This window comes from Shewanella sp. P1-14-1 (assembly GCF_001401775.1).
Classification (GTDB): Bacteria; Pseudomonadota; Gammaproteobacteria; order Enterobacterales; family Shewanellaceae; genus Shewanella; species Shewanella japonica.
This window is the reverse complement of record NZ_LKTL01000025.1, coordinates 38489-56210: the sequence shown is the minus strand read 5'-3', so window position 1 is coordinate 56210 and position 17722 is coordinate 38489. Positions and strand designations below refer to the sequence as shown.

The following is a 17722-nucleotide window of genomic DNA, read 5'->3' as shown; positions in this document are numbered from 1 at the left end:
TTCCGTGAAATATCGTGACTTTATCGTATCGACAGTAACTTAACGCTGTATGCCAAGCTTTTTCATTCTTGAGCGCAGCGTACTTGGCGGCATATTCAGCACTGCAGCAGCACCTTGTGGCCCCGAAATACGCCACTGAGTATGTTCTAGGGTCTGCTGTATATGTTCTGCTTCTGCTTCAGCCATCGTTAGCGGTTGTTTAAGCTTGGTTTCATCGGCATGTTGCGAACCGCTAAGCGATAGGCTATTAAATTCTAGCACTTGATTTTGCGATAAAATAATCTCTCTTTCGATGAGATTTTGTAATTCACGCACATTGCCAGGCCAAGTATATTGCTGCAGCTTTTTTAACCCTTTAGCACTGACTCGAGTCACTTTTTTTCCGAGCTTTTGACTTAACGATGTGACTAAGTCACTAACTAAGGACGGGATATCCTCTGGGCGTTCACGAAGTGGCGGCACCACAATTGGAAACACATTTAGACGATAATACAAATCCATTCTAAACAAGCCCTGCTCAACCCTTGCCTGCAAGTCATGGTGGGTGGCAGCAATGAGTCTAATATTCACTTTAATGGTTTCGCTACTGCCAACCCGCTCAAAAGACTGCTCTTGAATCACTCTCAGTAACTTGGATTGTGCTTCTAAACTTAACTCGGCAATTTCATCAAGAAATAAGGTGCCATTATGCGCCAACTCAAAGCGGCCTTTCCGGCGACTTGTCGCTCCCGTAAAGGCTCCCTTTTCATGACCGAATAATTCACTTTCCAGTATCGATGCTGAAAATGCAGCGCAATTGACACTCACCATGGGTTGCTCATTACGACGACTTAATTGATGTAAGCTTCTTGCGACAAGTTCTTTACCTGTGCCATTTTCACCACAAATAAGCACCGTACTATCAGTATTAGCAACCAAATTAATTTGCTGAGTTAAATGGTTAATAGCGTCACTATGCCCTGACAAGCCCATTGCACCTTGCTTGCCCTGCAACTCGGTTAGTAAATATTGATTTTCTGAGGCAAGCTTCTCTGATAATGCCTGTACTTGCGCAAGCGCTTCTCTCAGTGATGTTTCAGTGTGTTTTTGCACACTGACATCACGAAATATCGCTACCACACCAATCAATTTATCTTGGTCATAAACGGGAGTTGAGCTGTAATACACTGGAAAACAACTGCCATCTTTGCGCCAAAACACGTCCTCAGAAACCTGCCGCGCAATACCATCATGCAATGTTCGATAGATTGGACAGTCATGTTGTGGATATGGGCTTCCATCGGCATGGCTATGATGATGACAATCATGAATATTTTTGCCAATCAACTCTGCACTTTTCCAGCCAGTCATCTGCTCTGCAGCTGGGTTGATAAATACCGCATTACCGTTAAGGTCAAAGCCGTATACCCCTTCCGTGATGGCATTAAGGAGAAGGGTATTTTCAGGTAAAAAGTGACTGGTGGTGACACTGGTTTTTGAATTCATCGCTGATGGCCTCAACTTTCGTGATATCTAGCATATTACATTAGATCACGATATTTCGTTACATAAATGGGCTCTATTTCAAAAGATAGCTCGATAGATACAGTTGTTGACCAATTTTCACTATCAAATATCGTTCATCAGCCTGCATCTTGCTACAATAAGGCATCTGTATTTAGGCGATCACCATCAGCATGCAAATCTCTTCCACATTTAAACTATGGCTATTTATCGCCATGGGTTTGATTTGTTTAACACCCATAATTTCTTCTCCTATCGCCTTGCTGATGGGCTTTACATTGGCGAGTTTAGGTATGGTACCGACTCATATCGACTTAAATAAGCTCACTAAAAAACTATTAGCATACTCAATTGTTGGTTTAGGTTTCGGAATCAACTTACCTGAAGCAATTGCAGCAAGTAGCAACAATTTAGGGCTAATTGTCGGTTCGATATTTTTAACCTTAGTGTTAGGTTTTGGATTAACGATACTATTGAAACTTGATGATAAAACGGGTCATTTAATCAGTTGCGGCACCGCAATTTGTGGCGGTAGCGCTATTGCCGCCGTTGCACCAGCAATCAATGCTAAGAACGATCAAATTGCGGTATCGCTTGCCTGTATTTTTTTATTAAACTCAGCCGCGTTATTCTTATTTCCGACGATTGGTCATGCATTATCATTAAGCCAATATGACTTTGGTGTGTGGAGTGCGATTGCGATTCACGATACCTCATCCGTTGTGGGCGCAGCGTCAGCTTACGGTGACGAAGCTTTAAAAACGGCCACCACAATTAAACTGGCTCGTGCACTGTGGATTATTCCTATTGCGCTGCTCAGCGCGATTATCTTCGGTGGCGACAAGTCAAAAATATCTATTCCATATTTTATTGGCTTTTATTGTCTCGCCATAATTACGGCCTATTTATTTCCTCAGGGGCAAGCTGTTTATCAGGTGCTCTTTAGCGTTTCGAAGCAATTACTTATCGTGTGCTTATTTTTAATTGGTGCAGGTATCACCGTCAGTAAAATGCGAGCGAATGGGCCTAAGCCACTGTTATTGGGCGTGCTATTGTGGATTGCAATTGGTGGAATATCGTTGGGAGTGATTCTCTGGCAGAGTTAATCGCTTTTTAGTTGTTCATTGAAAAGTAAATTAAGTTAGGCTAGTTAAATTGGTCTCTTCAGCACTAAAGCCGACTATTGCTGCCAACAAATATTAATCACTCTTCTTCGTTTATCTCTTGCTGTATATAAGGTTTTGCCAAAGCCAGGGCGATTAACCCACCAAAAGCTAATAGTTCAATTACCGCACGAGTAAGCCCAGAGGTTTGCACAGATGCCACTACCGCAATAATGCAAAGGCATATTATCGCAACAGCTTTAAAGGTCTTACTTTGTATCAAGGACATCATCATGGTCTCCAATTAAGTAGACCATTATCTAAATCCCAGTATTTCGCTGCCAATATCAAATATTACTATGTTATTCACATAATGACTTTTGCCCACTGTTACCAGGCTAGATAACGCATTAAGTCTTTTTGTCTGTGGCTATCCAAGCTGGCACAAGCCTATGACTTACAATAGAAAATACGCAATAAGCTGTAAAATAATAAAAACCAATTTCGAATGAAGCTGTGGTTTTTAACATCTCTCCCATTCCAGCGGAGGCATTTCCAGCCATGTAGACAATAATTAATGCCACTACAAACACATCAGCCATCGACCATTTACCGATTGCACCGATAAACCGGTTCACCGCTGACTGATACCTTGCCGTAGCAGGAATACACATAGTCAACAGCAGTAATAATTTAGTGGCGGGAATGACCACACTAAATAAGCCAACTAGCCCAGCCACCAGCACGTTATTAGATAGGTAAAGTTCTTTCACGGTATCGACAATGCTGCGGGTTTTGTAAAACACTTCCACTTCGCCTTCGAGGTTATCAAAACCAAACATACTCACCGCCATGTCGAGCATGCTGCGGGCATTACCACGTGCTCCTTCAGATAAACTCTCGGTAAACATCGTCACGCCAGTTTCTACCAATTCAGCTTTTTCAATACTGCCTTGTATCGTCAAAATGGGTTGAGTGACTCCAGGGATCAGTAAAGCCAATGACAATATAATGACCAATGAGCTAAATAAGGGTTTCATAGGTACTCCAAGTAAATATCACAGCCAATCACATCAAATGAGGGAAAAATAGTACGTTAAACGCCATAAAATAACGGATCGCAACATTAAGTCCAGTGGCGACACCGCACTTTACAAAGTCGTATACTGTTTAGGAAAGGTAATTAGTAGAAAGGACTTGGATCAACATCAAGTGAACGTGGTGAAATACCTCGTTCAATATGTAAATCTGACTTTTTCAAATCCACAAAGGTCACTTCGGTATAGCGTCGATGTTTTAATGAATAAAAACACTTAACGACAGGGTTTAACGCATCCCGCCCTTTTGACTCCCAGACAATGCCAACCCGCTCATCAGATAACTGAACTAAAGAACCTACAGGGTAAATGCCTACACAACGAATGAACTCGTAAACTAATGTTTGGTCTAGATGAAAAGGCGTCAAACTCATTAAAATTTTAAACGCTGCCGCTGGGCTCATCGCCTCTTTGTAACAACGAGTAGCCGTTAACGCATCAAAAATATCCACAATACAACTCATGCGGCCATGTTGAGGAATTTCATCACCTTTAAGGCCTTTAGGGTAACCCTTGCCATCTAGCTTTTCATGATGCATCAAGCACACATCTTTGCTCACCTGCGAAAGGCCAACGGTTTCATTCATGATATCAATTGCATAGGTTTGATGCTTTTTGATTTCTTCGAACTCTGCTTCGGTCAATTTCCCAGGTTTATGCAAGATTTTATTATCAACTTGAATTTTGCCTATATCGTGCAAAATGCCGCCGATAGCCATTTCTTTCAACAATGACTTATCTAAGTTCAAGTGTTTACCGAAAGTCACCAGTAAAAATGCGACATTCACTGAATGCTCCAGTAAGTAAGCATCTTTAGTTCTAAGCGCTGACACACATTTAAGAGCATCGGCATCATCCATCACCGATTCAATCATGTTATCGGCAATGTCTTCAAAAGGGGCAACTTCAACCGCTTTGCCTTCATAGGTTTCTGAAAGCACTTTGCGAACAAGGGTCTTTGCTTCGGTCAGGATATTTTTAGCTTGCGCTTGTTTGGTAGCTCTGGTGATAACCGGTTTACGCGCCTTTAACGGAGCAGCCTTTTTCTTCAAGCCACAGCTATCCGATGAGCGCTCAACGTCTACCCACACACTTTTAATGCCGGCTTTTTCTAATTTCGCAATCGAATCTTTATGTTTTATCTGGCCAGCATTACTGATAGCCACTTTGCTCTCTTTGCGATCGATAGCAACGACAAACATCCCGAGCCCTAAACGGCTAACGGGAATACGGATAACGTCTTTAGATTCTTCAACGGAGGACATTAACGATTAACTCTCCAAACGACAACCAAAACACCGACAAGAATGATAATACTTATGATGGAATTTAGTGACAATGTAACAATGTTAATGACATTTTATCTTGTCTCGACTAAATACTCCAAATTAAATGTTATATTTTGTAACCCCCTTCAAATACAGTCGCTTAGCAGGCTACTCTTTTAAAAAAACGCAGATACTATGATTATATTAGCATTTCAGATCACAGCATGAGCGGCTTGGCATTGACAGTTTTTGAACCCTTCATTAACTTAAGGCATAATTTACTAAAACGAATACCTCTCTTTATCATTTCACCTGTTTGAGATATCAACCTTTGGAGTCTTTGTTGCCTAGCCAAATTTTTTCTGAGCAATTTAGCCAGTTAATCGAAAAGCTAAACGCTATGAAGTTGGCCGTTGCCAAAGAACCTATTGTGCAAATATCTGTCGAAGCGAAGTCGATCCCGTTACTGTCATGGTTGGGCGCACAAACCCAATATCCACGTATTTATTGGCACGGGCGAGAAAAGCAGGAAGAAATTGCCGCCATTGGCGCCTGTAAAGATTTCAAACAAGAGCAAGAGATTGATGATGAGTTACTCTCAAGCTTATACCAATCTCAACGAGGTAAAAGCAGTAATCAAGATATCCGCTATTATGGTGGCGTTGCATTTGATCGTACCGTAGAGTGCTGGCCAGACTTTGGCAGAACACGTTTTGTCTTACCGCGTATTGAGTTACGTCGTCACGGTACAATTGTAAAATTACTCATTAACTTAGATTTTGAAAACAACTCGCAAGTTGATGAGTGCGATGCCGCGATTGATGCGATTAAACAACTTCAACCAGCAAAGCCATTATCGCCACCCAATAAACTGCCCCTAATGGGCCGCAGTGATTTGCCAAACTATCAACGCTGGAAAGAACTTGTAGAGCAAGTCACTCATCCCAAGTTTAATCAAACGACACCCAAAGTCGTGTTATCTCGACAAACTCAGCTTGAGATTAACGATGCGGTCGACCCTTGGATGGTGTTGGCCTGTTGGCAAGGGCGTAACCCGAATAGTTTTCAGTTTGGGTTTCAGTTTAGCCCAGATAGAACGTTTATCTCTTGTTCTCCTGAACGCTTGTACTTACGCAGGCAAAAAGAATTATTTACTGAAGCACTAGCTGGCACAACTGTGCGTGGGCTCAATCAGGAAGAAGATGATTTTCTGGCTAAGCAATTACTCGAAGACACTAAAAACAGTTATGAGAATCAATTAGTCAGGCAGCAAATTGTTGATGTTCTTACGCCACTCAGTAACTACATTGGCGCAGACGAATCAGCTAAAATTTTTAAACTGACTCATATTCAGCATTTACACCGCTCTATTCGTGCTGAATTAAAAGCGGGCGTCAATGATTTTCAGCTGCTGCAAGGCTTACACCCAACACCTGCTGTCGGCGGACTACCAAAACAGTCAGCACTAAGCTTTATTCGTCAACGTGAAGGGTATAACCGTGGATGGTACGCTGGTGCTTGCGGTTATCTCAACAAATACGAAAGTGAATTTTCCGTGGCGATACGCAGTGCATTAATTGAACCTGGGCGCATTAATTTGTTTGCAGGAGCAGGCATTGTTGCTGGCTCAGATCCCTTAGCTGAGTGGCAAGAACTAGAAAATAAACTCGCGACTATTTTATCCATATTAGTGGAGCTCTAACCTCCCATATCATCGCTGACATTTACCTTTGTTGTTGCCAATTCATTTAGGCTAACTCCATTTTATGAACTTGAGAGTTGCATCTTATTTTTCGATCACTATAATGCGTCCTCCTTGGCAACAGCCGATAGGCTATGATTAAGCCAGTTTATGGCATATCACTAATCAGCTATCTAACAATAATACTGCCATCCTTAATTCAATACGGGTTCCCTCACCCCGTCTAACCCAATAAAAAGGCTACAAGATGTTAAAACTATCTCAGGCGCAATGTCGCCGTGCACTGATGTTTCTAGTCAGTTTTCATATCATCATTATTTGCGCAAGCAACTACTTGGTGCAGCTTCCATTTCAAATATTTGGTTACCATACAACTTGGGGCGCATTTAGCTTTCCTTTTGTATACCTAGCAACCGACCTAACGGTACGTATATTTGGCCAGAAAGCCGCGCGGAGTATTATTTTTAAAGCGATGCTACCTGCGTTGCTGATTTCCTATGTGATGGGAGTTATCTTTCATCAAGGCGCATTTCAGGGCGCTGCATCATTAGTTGAGTGGAATCAATTTGTGTTCCGAATTGCTTTTGCAAGCTTTGTGGCCTATCTCGTAGGACAACTCATGGACATCACAGTATTTGCTCAATTACGTAAAGCAAAAGCGTGGTGGATAGCACCAGCATCCTCGACCCTTTTTGGTAACCTCGTTGATACTATCGTCTTTTTCAGCGTCGCCTTTTACGCTTCAACCGACGCATTTATGGCTCAACATTGGCCTGAAATTGCGATGGTCGATTATGGCTTCAAGTTAATCGTTAGCTTAGGGCTATTTTTGCCTGCTTATGGTGTTTTGTTAAAAGTGCTGAGTGATAAACTTATCGAGACACCGGCAGAAAATTTGATTTTGACTAACGAAACTAAGTCGTAAACATCACTTAGCTGTCGATTAATTGATCAATGCGGCATTTTTCAATCAATCCTGCCCGCCAACTGGTACGATGAGATATAATAATCCAGTGTTTATTCGCTGCTAACCAAGATTCAAAAAGACTTTCACAGTTTTCAATCATTTGCTAATACATCGCAAAAGATAAATTGAAAGCACGTGAAGGTCTCTTTAATAACAAGTCTACTCACCTTGAAGTAACTTGCAGTATTAAGGTTCTCAGCCCTGCGGAAGATAAAATGTTAAATATCCAAATCGAAGCTTATACAGAGCTTTCAGCTGAAGTGTCAGAAAAACTGGCTTTATTAACGTCTCGTATTAGTGAGCTCGATCGCACTCAAAGTGCCGAGTCGCTTGTTGAACGCATAGGTGATAAGCCTAGTTTAATTCTATTTGCTTATGTTGAAGGCGAATTAGCGGGCTTTAAATTAGGTTATCAGTCTGAAGAAGATTGCTTTTATAGCTGGCTAGGTGGTGTTGATGCAGATTTTCGTCAACTTGGTTTAGCAAAGTCTATGCTTGAATATCAAGAAAAATGGGCAAAAGCACAAGGCTATACTCGCCTAGAAGTGAAAACCCGTAATCAGTTTCAAGCCATGCTAAATATGTTGGTAGCTAATCAGTACCAAATTACGCAAGTTGAAAGCCACCCTAGCATCGACAAAAACAAACTTCACCTTCAAAAAGTGCTATAAAACAAACATTTGAACAAAGAGTTATGTTCCCTATTGTTAGTGCTAACCGGTTAACGATTATGGTTAGCGCCTAATGTAGACATATATTTGGAAAAAAATTGAGCAATTACCTTGCAAACGCAAATGATAATGATTATTATTAACTTGCGTTCCAAAACTCAGTTATCAACATTAATAGCTTCATCTCCTATTAACCTAACTGAGTCTGCAAGCACAACATTGCTCCAACACTCTTTTAGCCAGGCTCATCACCTGGCTTTTTCTTGCCTGCAATTCACACAATGATTAATCCCCAATGTAAACACTATGTAAAGCCGATAACAAAATGTAATAAAAACTTGCTAACGATAATGAGAATGATTATTATTTATTTGCGTTCCAAAACTCAGTTATCAAATTAATAGCTTCATCTCCTATTAACTTTTCTGAGTATGCAAGCACGACATTGCTCCAACACTCTTTATAGCCAGGCTCATCACCTGGCTTTTCTTTGCCTGTTTTTCAGATACTGACAGCTCTAAAGCTTAAAATCACTCATTGTCCCCACACAAATACCTTTCAGTATTTTAGGCGCGAACTTCTTATGCTTATGTGTAAATCAAGGAAGTGAATGCCACTGTAACGGGCTGAATTTGCCATTGTAAAAAACTGGATGTAAAGGGAATGTAAAGTAAGTGAAAAAGCCCAATTAATATTTGCAAACGATAATGAGAATGATTATTATTTATACGCGTTCCAAAACTCAGTAATCAAATTAATAGCTTCATCTCCTATTAATCCCCTCTGAGTATGCAAGCACGACATTGCTCACACACTCTTTGTGGCCGGACTCATCATCCGGCTTTTTTTTGTCTATTTTTTATCGTCTAAGTTAACGCTCAACTTTATCTATTATTGACGATAAATTCAGTCGACGTTATTTAGCCTTAATTAGTCATCTAGTCGCTTAGTATCTCCAAAATGTAGCCCTTCATAAGGGTTATCACCTTGTTCTTCTTTAGCTTTGTGATACATACCAATGGTAAATACGGTTCCTTTACCTAAGGTTGACTTCACTTCAATTGTGCCGCCTATGCGCTTAATAATGCCGTAGCTCAGTGACAAACCTAAACCAGTACCATCTTTGCGTGTGGTATAAAACGGATCAAAAATACGACTTAATCTTTCTGGCGCAATCCCGACACCTTCATCTTCCACTTCAACTTTTACACCCACGACTTGTCCTTGTTCAACCCAATCATTGGCTCTAATCCAAATGCGGCCTTTACTTTCAATTGCATGGGCTGCGTTGACCACTAGATTAATCAAGACTTGAATAACTTGAGGGCGATTGACTTGAACATCTGCAGTGGTATTAATCTCTTGAATCAACTCAACTTCTTGTTTTTCAATCGAGTGGCGAACCAATACCAATACTTCTTCAATCATGGATTGAACTTGATGCATTTCAAGCGGAGCGTTAAATTCACCTGGACGACTGTATTGCAACAAGCTTCGAATAATAGTGCTGATCCGTCCGACTTGCTGAATAACTAGCTCTATCTCTTCTTCAACCACATTCGCATTGGAGCCAAGTTCATATTTCATTAGCTCCATATTGCCAAGGATCACCGCTGTTGGGTTATTAATCTCATGAGCAATACCAGCGGTTAACTCACCAAGAGCAGTTAATTTCTCATTGGTGACAAGTTGTTGACGAGTCTCATTGAGTAAAGCAACGTTACGTTGTAGCTCTTCTGTCTTGTCTTGTAAGCTGCGAGTACGTTCTTCTACTTTCACTTCTAATTGTTCTGCTGCGGCTTGAATTTGAAGATTACGTCTCTGCAGTAAATCCAGCATATGATCAAACTGCTCTGCCAAATTAGACAGTTCATTATCTCTGTCTAAGCCAAGTTCGCCAATGCGAAGATCTCGACCAGACTGTACTGCTTTTACAACATGATGGATGCGCTCAATAGGCTCTAATAAACTATTAGCACCTCGATATACTAAAAAACCAGAGACTAAAAGCACTAACATTAATATCGTGCCGAGTTCGATAATATTGAGAATATAAGTATGAATAAAAGGAGCTTCAGAGAAGCCTGTGTAAATCATGCCAATTCGATTACCACGTACATCTTCTAACGGCGAATAACCAGAAATAAACCAGTCATTTAGTACAAATGCTCGGTCTACCCACGGCGTGCCTTCAACCAAGACTTTCTGTCGTACTTCATCAGATACCAGCGTCCCTAAAGCACGTGATTGCGCGGCTTGCTTAGTTGAAAACAAATCCATCGGCACATTGGTACTGACACGGGCATTATCTAAGAAAATCGTCACAGTACCAATCGAGCGCTCTGGCAGTGTACCTTGGTCGTACACTAAATCTCGAATATGATCGACAATAGCCGTATCACGGTTAAATAACGTGGCCCCATCAAGGTACCAGCTCACTTGCCCATCTTGATCAACTATCGGTAATAATGTCCTGCTGAGCATGCCACGAGTCTCTTCTGACTTTTGCGGTTCTTGTGCTCGCAAAGTCGCAGATAAAGGTACTCTAGCAAGATCGGCTAAATTGGGGTCAAGCCGATCTAACCTTTTAGCAGATAACACCATTAGCCCAGAATAAGCCTGATTATTACTGATTTTGGGTAATAGCTGCCTCAAGTCCGGATCAGCATTGGCTTCTTCAATTCTAATGAGTCGCAATACATCTAGATCAAGAATCTTTTTTTGTTGTGCTAAATAGCCGTCAATTATCGCTATAGGCTCTTTGTCACCCTGCTGAATTCGTTTAAATGCTTGCTGAAAATCCCAAGATTGACTGACATTGTGCAACTGTATTTCTTGCTGCTTTTGCACTTGTTCTAAGGTGTTTATGGCAACGGTCAAGTCCGCCTTAACCTTCATAAACAACTGCTTACCTGTATAACTAATATTCCAATAAATCGTAATAAACACGAGGCTAATTAACGTCAGCAAAATAGGAAGCAAGGTTAGAATCAAAATACGATAACGCACCTTGGCTTGCATTTGCTGCCAACTAACACCGAAGAACTGACGAAAAACAGACACGATTTAGTCTTCCTTATCCGATTCGATTTCGAACCATTCTTTGTATTTTCGATCTAACGTTTTACGAGAAACCCCAAGATCACGTGCAGCAGCAGATTTATTGCCATTATGGGCATCAACCACACTCATGACATGCTGTTTTTCAACTTCTTTTAATGGCCAGCTTAATGGGTAACCCGCTTGAGTCACTACTTCTGTCTCTTGGGATTTTTTCCAATATTCTGCAGGCGGCTTGCCCAGTAAAATGCATCGTTCGATCATATTACGTAATTCTCGAATATTACCTGGCCATTCATGTTGTTGCAGCACTAACAAATCTTCATGGCTCCATACAACTTCTTTTACGCCTAACTCACGTGCAAGTTGCCAAGTAAAATGATGTGTTAATTCAATGACATCTTCAGGACGAGTGCGCAATGGAGGAATAAGAATATTAAGCACATTAAGGCGGTAATATAAATCGCTACGGAAATTTCCTTCTGCCACTTCTTCGGATAATTTTCGGTTGGTTGCAGCCACAACTCTGACATCAATCGCCACTTCTTTTTCGCTGCCCACAGGGCGAATCGCTTTTTGCTCAAGCACACGTAGTAGTGCGGTTTGCATTTTCATTGGCATTTCACCAATTTCATCTAAGAAAATCGTTCCGCCGGTGGCAAAATTAAATAATCCTTCTCGATTACCTTTTGCTCCAGTAAAGGCTCCTGCGGTGTGACCAAAAAGCTCACTACCTAACAATTCTGGCGCAATAGCACCACAGTTAACGGGGACAAACGGGCCTGTACGTCCGCTAAGTTGATGTAATTGCCTTGCAACGAGCTCTTTACCTGTACCAGATTCACCTTCAATCAATACCACGGCATTGGTTGGCGCAACACGTTCAATAACTTGTTTCACCTCCATCATGGCGTCGCTATTACCAATCATAGTGGTTGAGTGGCCACTTGATAACTCACGACGTAACATGAAGTTTTCACGCTTTAATAAACGGCGCTCAATACAGCGGTCAACTGATGTCATCATTTGTTCTAAGTGAAACGGCTTCATGATGAAGTCGGATGCGCCAGCACGCAGTGCTTTTATCGCTACGTCCATATCAGCATAGCCGGTCATAAAAATAATATCTGAACGGCGCTCTTTTTCATTGAGTGCTTCATGCCACTCAATACCTGAACGATCTGGTAAGCGAATATCAACAATTAATAAATCAAAATGGCCACGACTACGAAGCTTTTCAGCCTCTGCAATGGTAGAAGCGGTTTCAACTAATGCGAACTTCTTGGAAAGCGCCTTTTTTAAAAAACTGCGCATGCCTGGCTCATCGTCAACAATCAAAACAGATACCGCAGTCGGAAGTGGTTTTGAGTTTGATTCATTATTATTCATATGGCTTCTACTTTGGACATTTTGACTATATTAATCATTATCGTATCACTAAAAACCTATAAATGGGTCAGTTTGCCCTGCAGAATCCTCGTTTTGAGACAATTTGTCTATAAAACCGAAACTTGCGATGTGAGGGTGATCACAGTTTTATTTTAGTCGTGATCCATATTTTTTTTGTTACTTTTGGCATACCTCTTGCTCTGTGAGTTTTGTTACGGGCAACGTTGCCCGAGTTCATTAAAAACCATCAGCAACACAATCACGTTGTATAGCAGGTTACTTTTTTATCAAGGAGATAAAATGTTTAATTTAAAGTCAGGTTTAACTGCTTTTTTAGGTATGGCACTAATCAGTAGTGCAATGGTCAGTGATTCAGTTGAAGCGACAGAAACGATTAAGTTAGCAACCACAACCAGCACAGATAACTCAGGTTTATTACGCGCAATTTTACCGACATTTGAAGCTGAATCTGGTTACAAAGTACAAGTGATTGCGACCGGAACGGGCAAAGCATTAAAGCTTGCACGTCAAGGAGATGTAGACGTAGTCATGACTCACGCTCCAGCTGCGGAAGCAAAATTTATCAATGAAGGTTATGGCACAACCCCTCGTGGCATTATGGAAAATGACTTCGTAGTGCTTGGACCTAAAAATGATCCAGCCAAAATGAACGGCAGCAAAGATGTTGTTGAAGCGTTCAAAAAAGTAGCAGAAAGCAAGAGCACCTTTATCTCTCGTGGTGACAATTCAGGCACCAATATGAAAGAGCTCGCAATTTGGAAAGAAGCTGCTGTTACCCCAGATTTTTCAGGCTATACTTCAATTGGCCAAGGCATGGGCAAGACATTATTAATGGCTGATGAGAAACAAGCTTACACATTAACTGATCGTGGTACGTTTGTTGCTTATAAATCTAAATTAGATTTAGCAATCACTTTTGAAGGTGGCGCTGCATTAGCCAACCCTTATCAAATCATGCTAATTAGTGCAGAAAAATATCCTGATTTAAATCATCAAGGAGCAAAAGCTTTGAGCGACTGGTTTATTAGCCCTCAAGCACAACAGATGATTAATGATTTCAAAGTTCAGGGAGAACAATTGTTTAAGGCAACATATAAGTAATGAATGATGGCTGGTTAGCCCTAACGCAGCAAGCTTTTAGCTTGCTGCTTTCTTTAGACCCAGACGTATGGTCTATCATAAGTGTATCTTTTTCGGTTTCTTTTGCGGCATTAATCATCACATTAATCCCGTCAATCATGCTTGGCTTTCTGCTTGCATCATACCAATTTCCTGGTCGCTGGTTTGTCACTAACATAGTTCAAACTTTGCAATCAATTCCTACTGTTGTCATAGGCTTACTTGCTTACTTACTGCTAACTCGAAACGGTCCTTTGGGCGATTTACGCTGGTTGTTTACTCAACAAGGTATGATCCTCGGTCAGATGATGATTTGTGCGCCAGTACTGATTGCATTATCTCAAGCAGCCTTTAGCAGTATTGATAAACGTGCTTACGAAACCTCACGCACCTTAGGTGCATCTTGGTCTAGAGCTATTTGGACGGTTTGCCGCGAACTCCGCGTGCCATTATTATTGGCTGTGATTGCCGCATTTAGCCGTATTTTAACTGAGGTTGGTTGTTCGATGATGGTCGGTGGCAATATTCTGCATCATACTCGTAATATTCCCACTGCCATTGCGCTTGAAACCAGTAAGGGTGATTTTGCCCAAGCTATTGCACTAGGACTGGTTTTATTAATCTTGGCGATTGTGATTAATTTCGCTATCGGTTCATTGCGTGGTAAAGCCATGCCTAGGAGCCAATAATGACAGTCAAATTAGTTGCAAAAAATATACGTAAAAACTTTAAAGACAGACTGTTATTTGAATTTGAGCAACTCACATTTTGCCAAGGGGATGTTATTTACCTTCAAGGCGACAATGGCTCAGGCAAATCAACATTGATGAAATTGATTGCTGGCATTATTAAACCTAGCGCTGGCACAGTTACAGCTGAAGGTTTTGAGCCAACAAAATGGTGGCGCAAAAATTCATTGCTTGGCAAGGCGGTATACTTACATCAGCATGCTTATTTATTTGATGGTTCTGTAGAGTATAATATTCGTTATGCTTTACCAAAAAGTCAGTTATCACCTCAGCAACAACAAGAGCGAGTTGAGCAAGCAATTAACATGGCACAACTGGGCGCATTATTAAAAAGCGATGCAACAGATTTATCTGGCGGTGAGCGGCAACGTTTGGCAGTTGCTAGAGCCTGGATCACCCAGCCCAAATTGCTCATGCTCGACGAACCAATTTCCAATATGGACAAGCAATCGCAAAAATTAGTACTTGCGATGATAAATCAGCTCAAACAAGATGGTACAGGATTGCTAATTAGTAGCCATCAAACTTGCGGTTTAACAGCTTTATGCCAAAAACACTGGCATATATCAGAGCACAAAGTTGTTGAAAGTAACCATATACCTCGCTTTGAACAATCTCAGGAGTTTCACTATGTCAGTGCAAATTGATGCGGTGATTTTAGCTGGCGGTATGGCCAGAAGAATGGGCGGTATTGATAAAGGCTTAGTTGAACTTAGCGGTAAGCCAATGATTGCTCATACTATCGCTCGGGTTCAGCCACAAGTTGATCGTATAATGATTAATGCTAATCGCAGCCAAGCGCAATATGCTGAGTTAGGCTTTGATGTATTAAGCGATCAAGAAAGCGGTTATTTAGGCCCATTAGCCGGAATGGTCACAGCCATGAACAATACCGATGCTGACTTATTGCTAGTGGTGCCTTGTGATAGTCCGATGCTCCCGACTGATTTGTGTGAACGTATGTATGCCTCGCTTAAAGAAGCCGATGCCGATATTGTGGTCGCCAGTGACGGTGAACATCATCAGCCAGTGGTTTTACTGCTCAAACCACACTTAAAAGATTCTATGCAGGCATTTTTAGATGCAGGCGATCGTAAAATTTTCCTTTGGTATGAACAACACAAGTATGTGGTCACCAGTTTCGCTGACCAACCAAATGCATTTGTGAATGTGAATACACTTGAACAAAAACTTGTCATCGAGAATGCCAAATAACCTGTGGCAACACAGCGAAAAGTCAACAATGAGGTCTTTATGAGTATACCGTTTTCCAATCCGCTTAATATTCCCGTTCTCGGATTCTGTGCCTATAGCGGCACCGGTAAAACCACCTTATTAAAACAACTTATTCCTGAGCTTAACCGCCGCGGGGTGCGCCTAGCGGTAATAAAACACGCCCACCATAATTTTGATGTCGATATTCCAGGTAAAGACAGCTACGAAATGCGCAAAGCAGGCGCTAAACAAATGTTGGTCGCTTCACATGTTCGTTGGGCGTTAATGACTGAAGATGCTGTTGAGGGCGATCCAAAACTACCGCATTTATTAGCGCAAATTGAAGCAGATAAAGTCGATATTGTTTTAGTTGAAGGCTTTAAAAAACTCGAGTTGCCAAAAATTGAATTACACCGCGCAGCGCACGGCAAGCCCCTCATTCATACTCAAGATGACAACATTGTGGCTATTGCCTGTTGTGACGAAACTGAAACGCCAGCAGAGTTAACTCGTTTAGATTTAAATAATGTCGGCCAAATTGCTGACTTTGTAATTGAATACCAAACAAACTGGCAAGCACCAGACATCGAACTGCCGATTCCAGCTGAAGCAACACCAGTATCAGACGAGCAAAAGTTCTTATCTGTTGCTCAAGGCTTAGAACAATTAATGGCGATGGTGAAGCCACTCACTGTCAGTGAGCAAGTTGCGGTTGATGATGCCGCTAACCGTGTACTGGCAAGCGATGCGATTTCTCCCGTAAACGTACCACAACAAACAAACTCAGCAATGGACGGTTATGCCTTTGCTTATAGTCAAGATAACAGCCCTGAACACCCAGTTGCACCACTTACATTAATGGGTGAAGTGCTGGCAGGCCACGAGTACCCAGGCACCTTAGCAGCAGGTGAAGCTGTACGCATTATGACCGGTGCAACCGTACCCCAAGGCGCTGATACCGTTGAAGCTCGAGAATTAGTCGTCGAGCAAGATGGACAAGTACAGCTACAAGGGCCAGTTATTGCGGGGCAACATGTACGCTTGGCAGGTGAAGATATTGCTAAAGATGCCTTAGCACTAGCAAAAGGTCACCGCATACATGCCGCTGAACAGGGGTTATTAGCCTCATTGGGTTTAGCCACTGCCGATGTGGTCAAACAGCCTACTATTGCCGTATTTTCTACAGGCGATGAAGTCAGCCAACCAGGTGAGCCACTAAAAGCCAACTGCATTTATGACTCAAACCGCTACACCATCAAATCAATGGCGCAAAAGTTAGGTTGCCACGTCATTGATTTAGGCATTATCGAAGATAGCGAAGAAGCATTAACAACCGCATTGTCAAAGGCATCAGTTGATGCGGATATTGTTATCAGTTCAGGCGGCGTATCTGTAGGAAATGCAGATTATATTAAGACTGTCCTCGCTAAAATTGGCGAAATTAACTTCTGGCGTATTAACATGCGTCCAGGTCGCCCTCTCGCATTCGGAAAAGTGAATGAGAGTTTGTTCTTTGGTTTACCAGGTAACCCTGTGGCTGTAATGGTGTCATTTTTACAGTTTGTTCAACCTGCTATTCGAAAACTCGCTGGCGAAATCAATTATACACCACAGTATTTACCAGCTATTACCGATACTATGTTGCGCAGTAGAACAGGACGAACTGAATTTGTTCGTGGTCAGTATCATTTAAGCAATGATGGACGTTTACATGTTGCCTCTACTGGGGCGCAAGGTTCAGGGATGTTGAACTCAATGGTCAAAGCAAACTGTCTGATTGTTATCGGCGAAGCCGAAGATTCAGTTATGCCAGGCCAACAAGTCTACATTCAGCCTTTTGCTGAACTGTTATAACTAA

At 41.7% G+C, this 17722-nt stretch carries 15 protein-coding genes; 9 read left to right on the top strand and 6 right to left on the bottom strand.

Annotation, left to right across the window (positions count from 1 at the left end; translation table 11 throughout):
* Positions 1-39: 39 nt before the first annotated feature.
* Positions 40-1485 carry a sigma-54-dependent Fis family transcriptional regulator gene (locus AN944_RS17075; RefSeq protein WP_055025851.1) on the bottom strand — a complete coding sequence of 482 codons (1446 nt, stop codon included), beginning with the start codon at positions 1483-1485 and terminating at the stop codon, positions 40-42.
* Between the two features lie 191 nt (positions 1486-1676).
* Between AN944_RS17075 and AN944_RS17070 the strand changes: the two genes are divergently transcribed.
* Positions 1677-2609, top strand: coding sequence for a YeiH family protein (locus tag AN944_RS17070; RefSeq protein WP_055025850.1), 933 nt, complete (start codon positions 1677-1679; stop codon positions 2607-2609).
* Positions 2610-2706: 97 nt separating this feature from the next.
* On the opposite strand, the gene AN944_RS17065 is transcribed toward AN944_RS17070, so the two are convergent.
* The 3 genes from AN944_RS17065 to AN944_RS17055 form a co-directional block, all read right to left on the bottom strand.
* A complete protein-coding gene (locus AN944_RS17065) occupies positions 2707-2895 on the bottom strand; it encodes a hypothetical protein (RefSeq protein WP_144430214.1) in 189 nt (62 codons plus the stop codon).
* Positions 2896-3016: 121 nt separating this feature from the next.
* Positions 3017-3646: a paraquat-inducible protein A gene (locus tag AN944_RS17060; protein ID WP_055025848.1), complete on the bottom strand. Its 630-nt coding sequence runs from the start codon at positions 3644-3646 to the stop codon at positions 3017-3019.
* Between the two features lie 143 nt (positions 3647-3789).
* Positions 3790-4968: an HD-GYP domain-containing protein gene (locus AN944_RS17055; protein ID WP_055025847.1), complete on the bottom strand. Its 1179-nt coding sequence runs from the start codon at positions 4966-4968 to the stop codon at positions 3790-3792.
* Between the two features lie 346 nt (positions 4969-5314).
* On the opposite strand from AN944_RS17055, the gene AN944_RS17050 reads away from it, so the two are divergent.
* The 3 genes from AN944_RS17050 (at position 5315) to AN944_RS17040 (ending at position 8311) form a co-directional block, all read left to right on the top strand.
* Positions 5315-6673, top strand: a complete 1359-nt coding sequence (locus AN944_RS17050; protein WP_372038179.1) for an isochorismate synthase MenF — start codon at positions 5315-5317, stop codon at positions 6671-6673.
* 247 nt (positions 6674-6920) lie between these two features.
* Positions 6921-7598: a 7-cyano-7-deazaguanine/7-aminomethyl-7-deazaguanine transporter gene (locus tag AN944_RS17045; RefSeq protein ID WP_055025846.1), complete on the top strand. Its 678-nt coding sequence runs from the start codon at positions 6921-6923 to the stop codon at positions 7596-7598.
* Positions 7599-7855: 257 nt separating this feature from the next.
* A complete protein-coding gene (locus AN944_RS17040; RefSeq protein WP_055025872.1) occupies positions 7856-8311 on the top strand; it encodes a GNAT family N-acetyltransferase in 456 nt (151 codons plus the stop codon).
* Positions 8312-9241: 930 nt separating this feature from the next.
* On the opposite strand, the gene AN944_RS17035 is transcribed toward AN944_RS17040, so the two are convergent.
* The gene (locus AN944_RS17035) at positions 9242-11374 is read right to left on the bottom strand and encodes a cache domain-containing protein (protein WP_055025845.1); all 2133 of its coding nucleotides are present in this window, start codon (positions 11372-11374) and stop codon (positions 9242-9244) included.
* A gap of 3 nt (positions 11375-11377) precedes the next feature.
* Positions 11378-12760, bottom strand: a complete 1383-nt coding sequence (locus AN944_RS17030; protein ID WP_055025844.1) for a sigma-54 dependent transcriptional regulator — start codon at positions 12758-12760, stop codon at positions 11378-11380.
* Positions 12761-13060: 300 nt separating this feature from the next.
* On the opposite strand from AN944_RS17030, the gene AN944_RS17025 reads away from it, so the two are divergent.
* The 5 genes from AN944_RS17025 to AN944_RS17005 are packed head-to-tail and all read left to right on the top strand — an operon-like array spanning position 13061 to position 17718.
* On the top strand, positions 13061-13882 hold the full coding sequence (locus AN944_RS17025) for a substrate-binding domain-containing protein (protein ID WP_055025843.1): 822 nt from the start codon (positions 13061-13063) through the stop codon (positions 13880-13882).
* On the top strand, positions 13882-14589 hold the full coding sequence (locus AN944_RS17020; RefSeq protein ID WP_055025842.1) for an ABC transporter permease: 708 nt from the start codon (positions 13882-13884) through the stop codon (positions 14587-14589). The genes AN944_RS17025 and AN944_RS17020 overlap by 1 nt, the downstream gene beginning before the upstream one ends.
* Entirely contained in the window at positions 14586-15296 is a 711-nt protein-coding gene (locus AN944_RS17015; RefSeq protein ID WP_119968074.1) for an energy-coupling factor ABC transporter ATP-binding protein, read from the top strand. Before AN944_RS17020 ends, AN944_RS17015 begins: the two co-directional genes overlap by 4 nt.
* Positions 15280-15864, top strand: a complete 585-nt coding sequence (mobA, locus tag AN944_RS17010; protein ID WP_055025840.1) for a molybdenum cofactor guanylyltransferase MobA — start codon at positions 15280-15282, stop codon at positions 15862-15864. The genes AN944_RS17015 and mobA overlap by 17 nt, the downstream gene beginning before the upstream one ends.
* 39 nt (positions 15865-15903) lie before the next feature.
* Complete coding sequence (locus AN944_RS17005) at positions 15904-17718, top strand: bifunctional molybdopterin-guanine dinucleotide biosynthesis adaptor protein MobB/molybdopterin molybdotransferase MoeA (RefSeq protein ID WP_055025839.1); 1815 nt, start codon at positions 15904-15906, stop codon at positions 17716-17718.
* Positions 17719-17722 lie beyond the last annotated feature (4 nt).

Excerpts from the sequence above, each read along its gene's own strand:
- AN944_RS17075 (WP_055025851.1), bottom strand. The coding sequence starts at position 1,485 with ATGAATTCAAAAACCAGTGTCACCACCAGTCACTTTTTACCTGAAAAT.
- AN944_RS17070 (WP_055025850.1), top strand. The coding sequence starts at position 1,677 with ATGCAAATCTCTTCCACATTTAAACTATGGCTATTTATCGCCATGGGT.
- AN944_RS17065 (WP_144430214.1), bottom strand. The coding sequence starts at position 2,895 with ATGTCCTTGATACAAAGTAAGACCTTTAAAGCTGTTGCGATAATATGC.
- AN944_RS17060 (WP_055025848.1), bottom strand. The coding sequence starts at position 3,646 with ATGAAACCCTTATTTAGCTCATTGGTCATTATATTGTCATTGGCTTTA.
- AN944_RS17055 (WP_055025847.1), bottom strand. The coding sequence starts at position 4,968 with ATGTCCTCCGTTGAAGAATCTAAAGACGTTATCCGTATTCCCGTTAGC.
- AN944_RS17045 (WP_055025846.1), top strand. The coding sequence starts at position 6,921 with ATGTTAAAACTATCTCAGGCGCAATGTCGCCGTGCACTGATGTTTCTA.
- AN944_RS17040 (WP_055025872.1), top strand. The coding sequence starts at position 7,856 with ATGTTAAATATCCAAATCGAAGCTTATACAGAGCTTTCAGCTGAAGTG.
- AN944_RS17030 (WP_055025844.1), bottom strand. The coding sequence starts at position 12,760 with ATGAATAATAATGAATCAAACTCAAAACCACTTCCGACTGCGGTATCT.
- AN944_RS17025 (WP_055025843.1), top strand. The coding sequence starts at position 13,061 with ATGTTTAATTTAAAGTCAGGTTTAACTGCTTTTTTAGGTATGGCACTA.
- AN944_RS17020 (WP_055025842.1), top strand. The coding sequence starts at position 13,882 with ATGAATGATGGCTGGTTAGCCCTAACGCAGCAAGCTTTTAGCTTGCTG.
- mobA (WP_055025840.1), top strand. The coding sequence starts at position 15,280 with ATGTCAGTGCAAATTGATGCGGTGATTTTAGCTGGCGGTATGGCCAGA.
- AN944_RS17005 (WP_055025839.1), top strand. The coding sequence starts at position 15,904 with ATGAGTATACCGTTTTCCAATCCGCTTAATATTCCCGTTCTCGGATTC.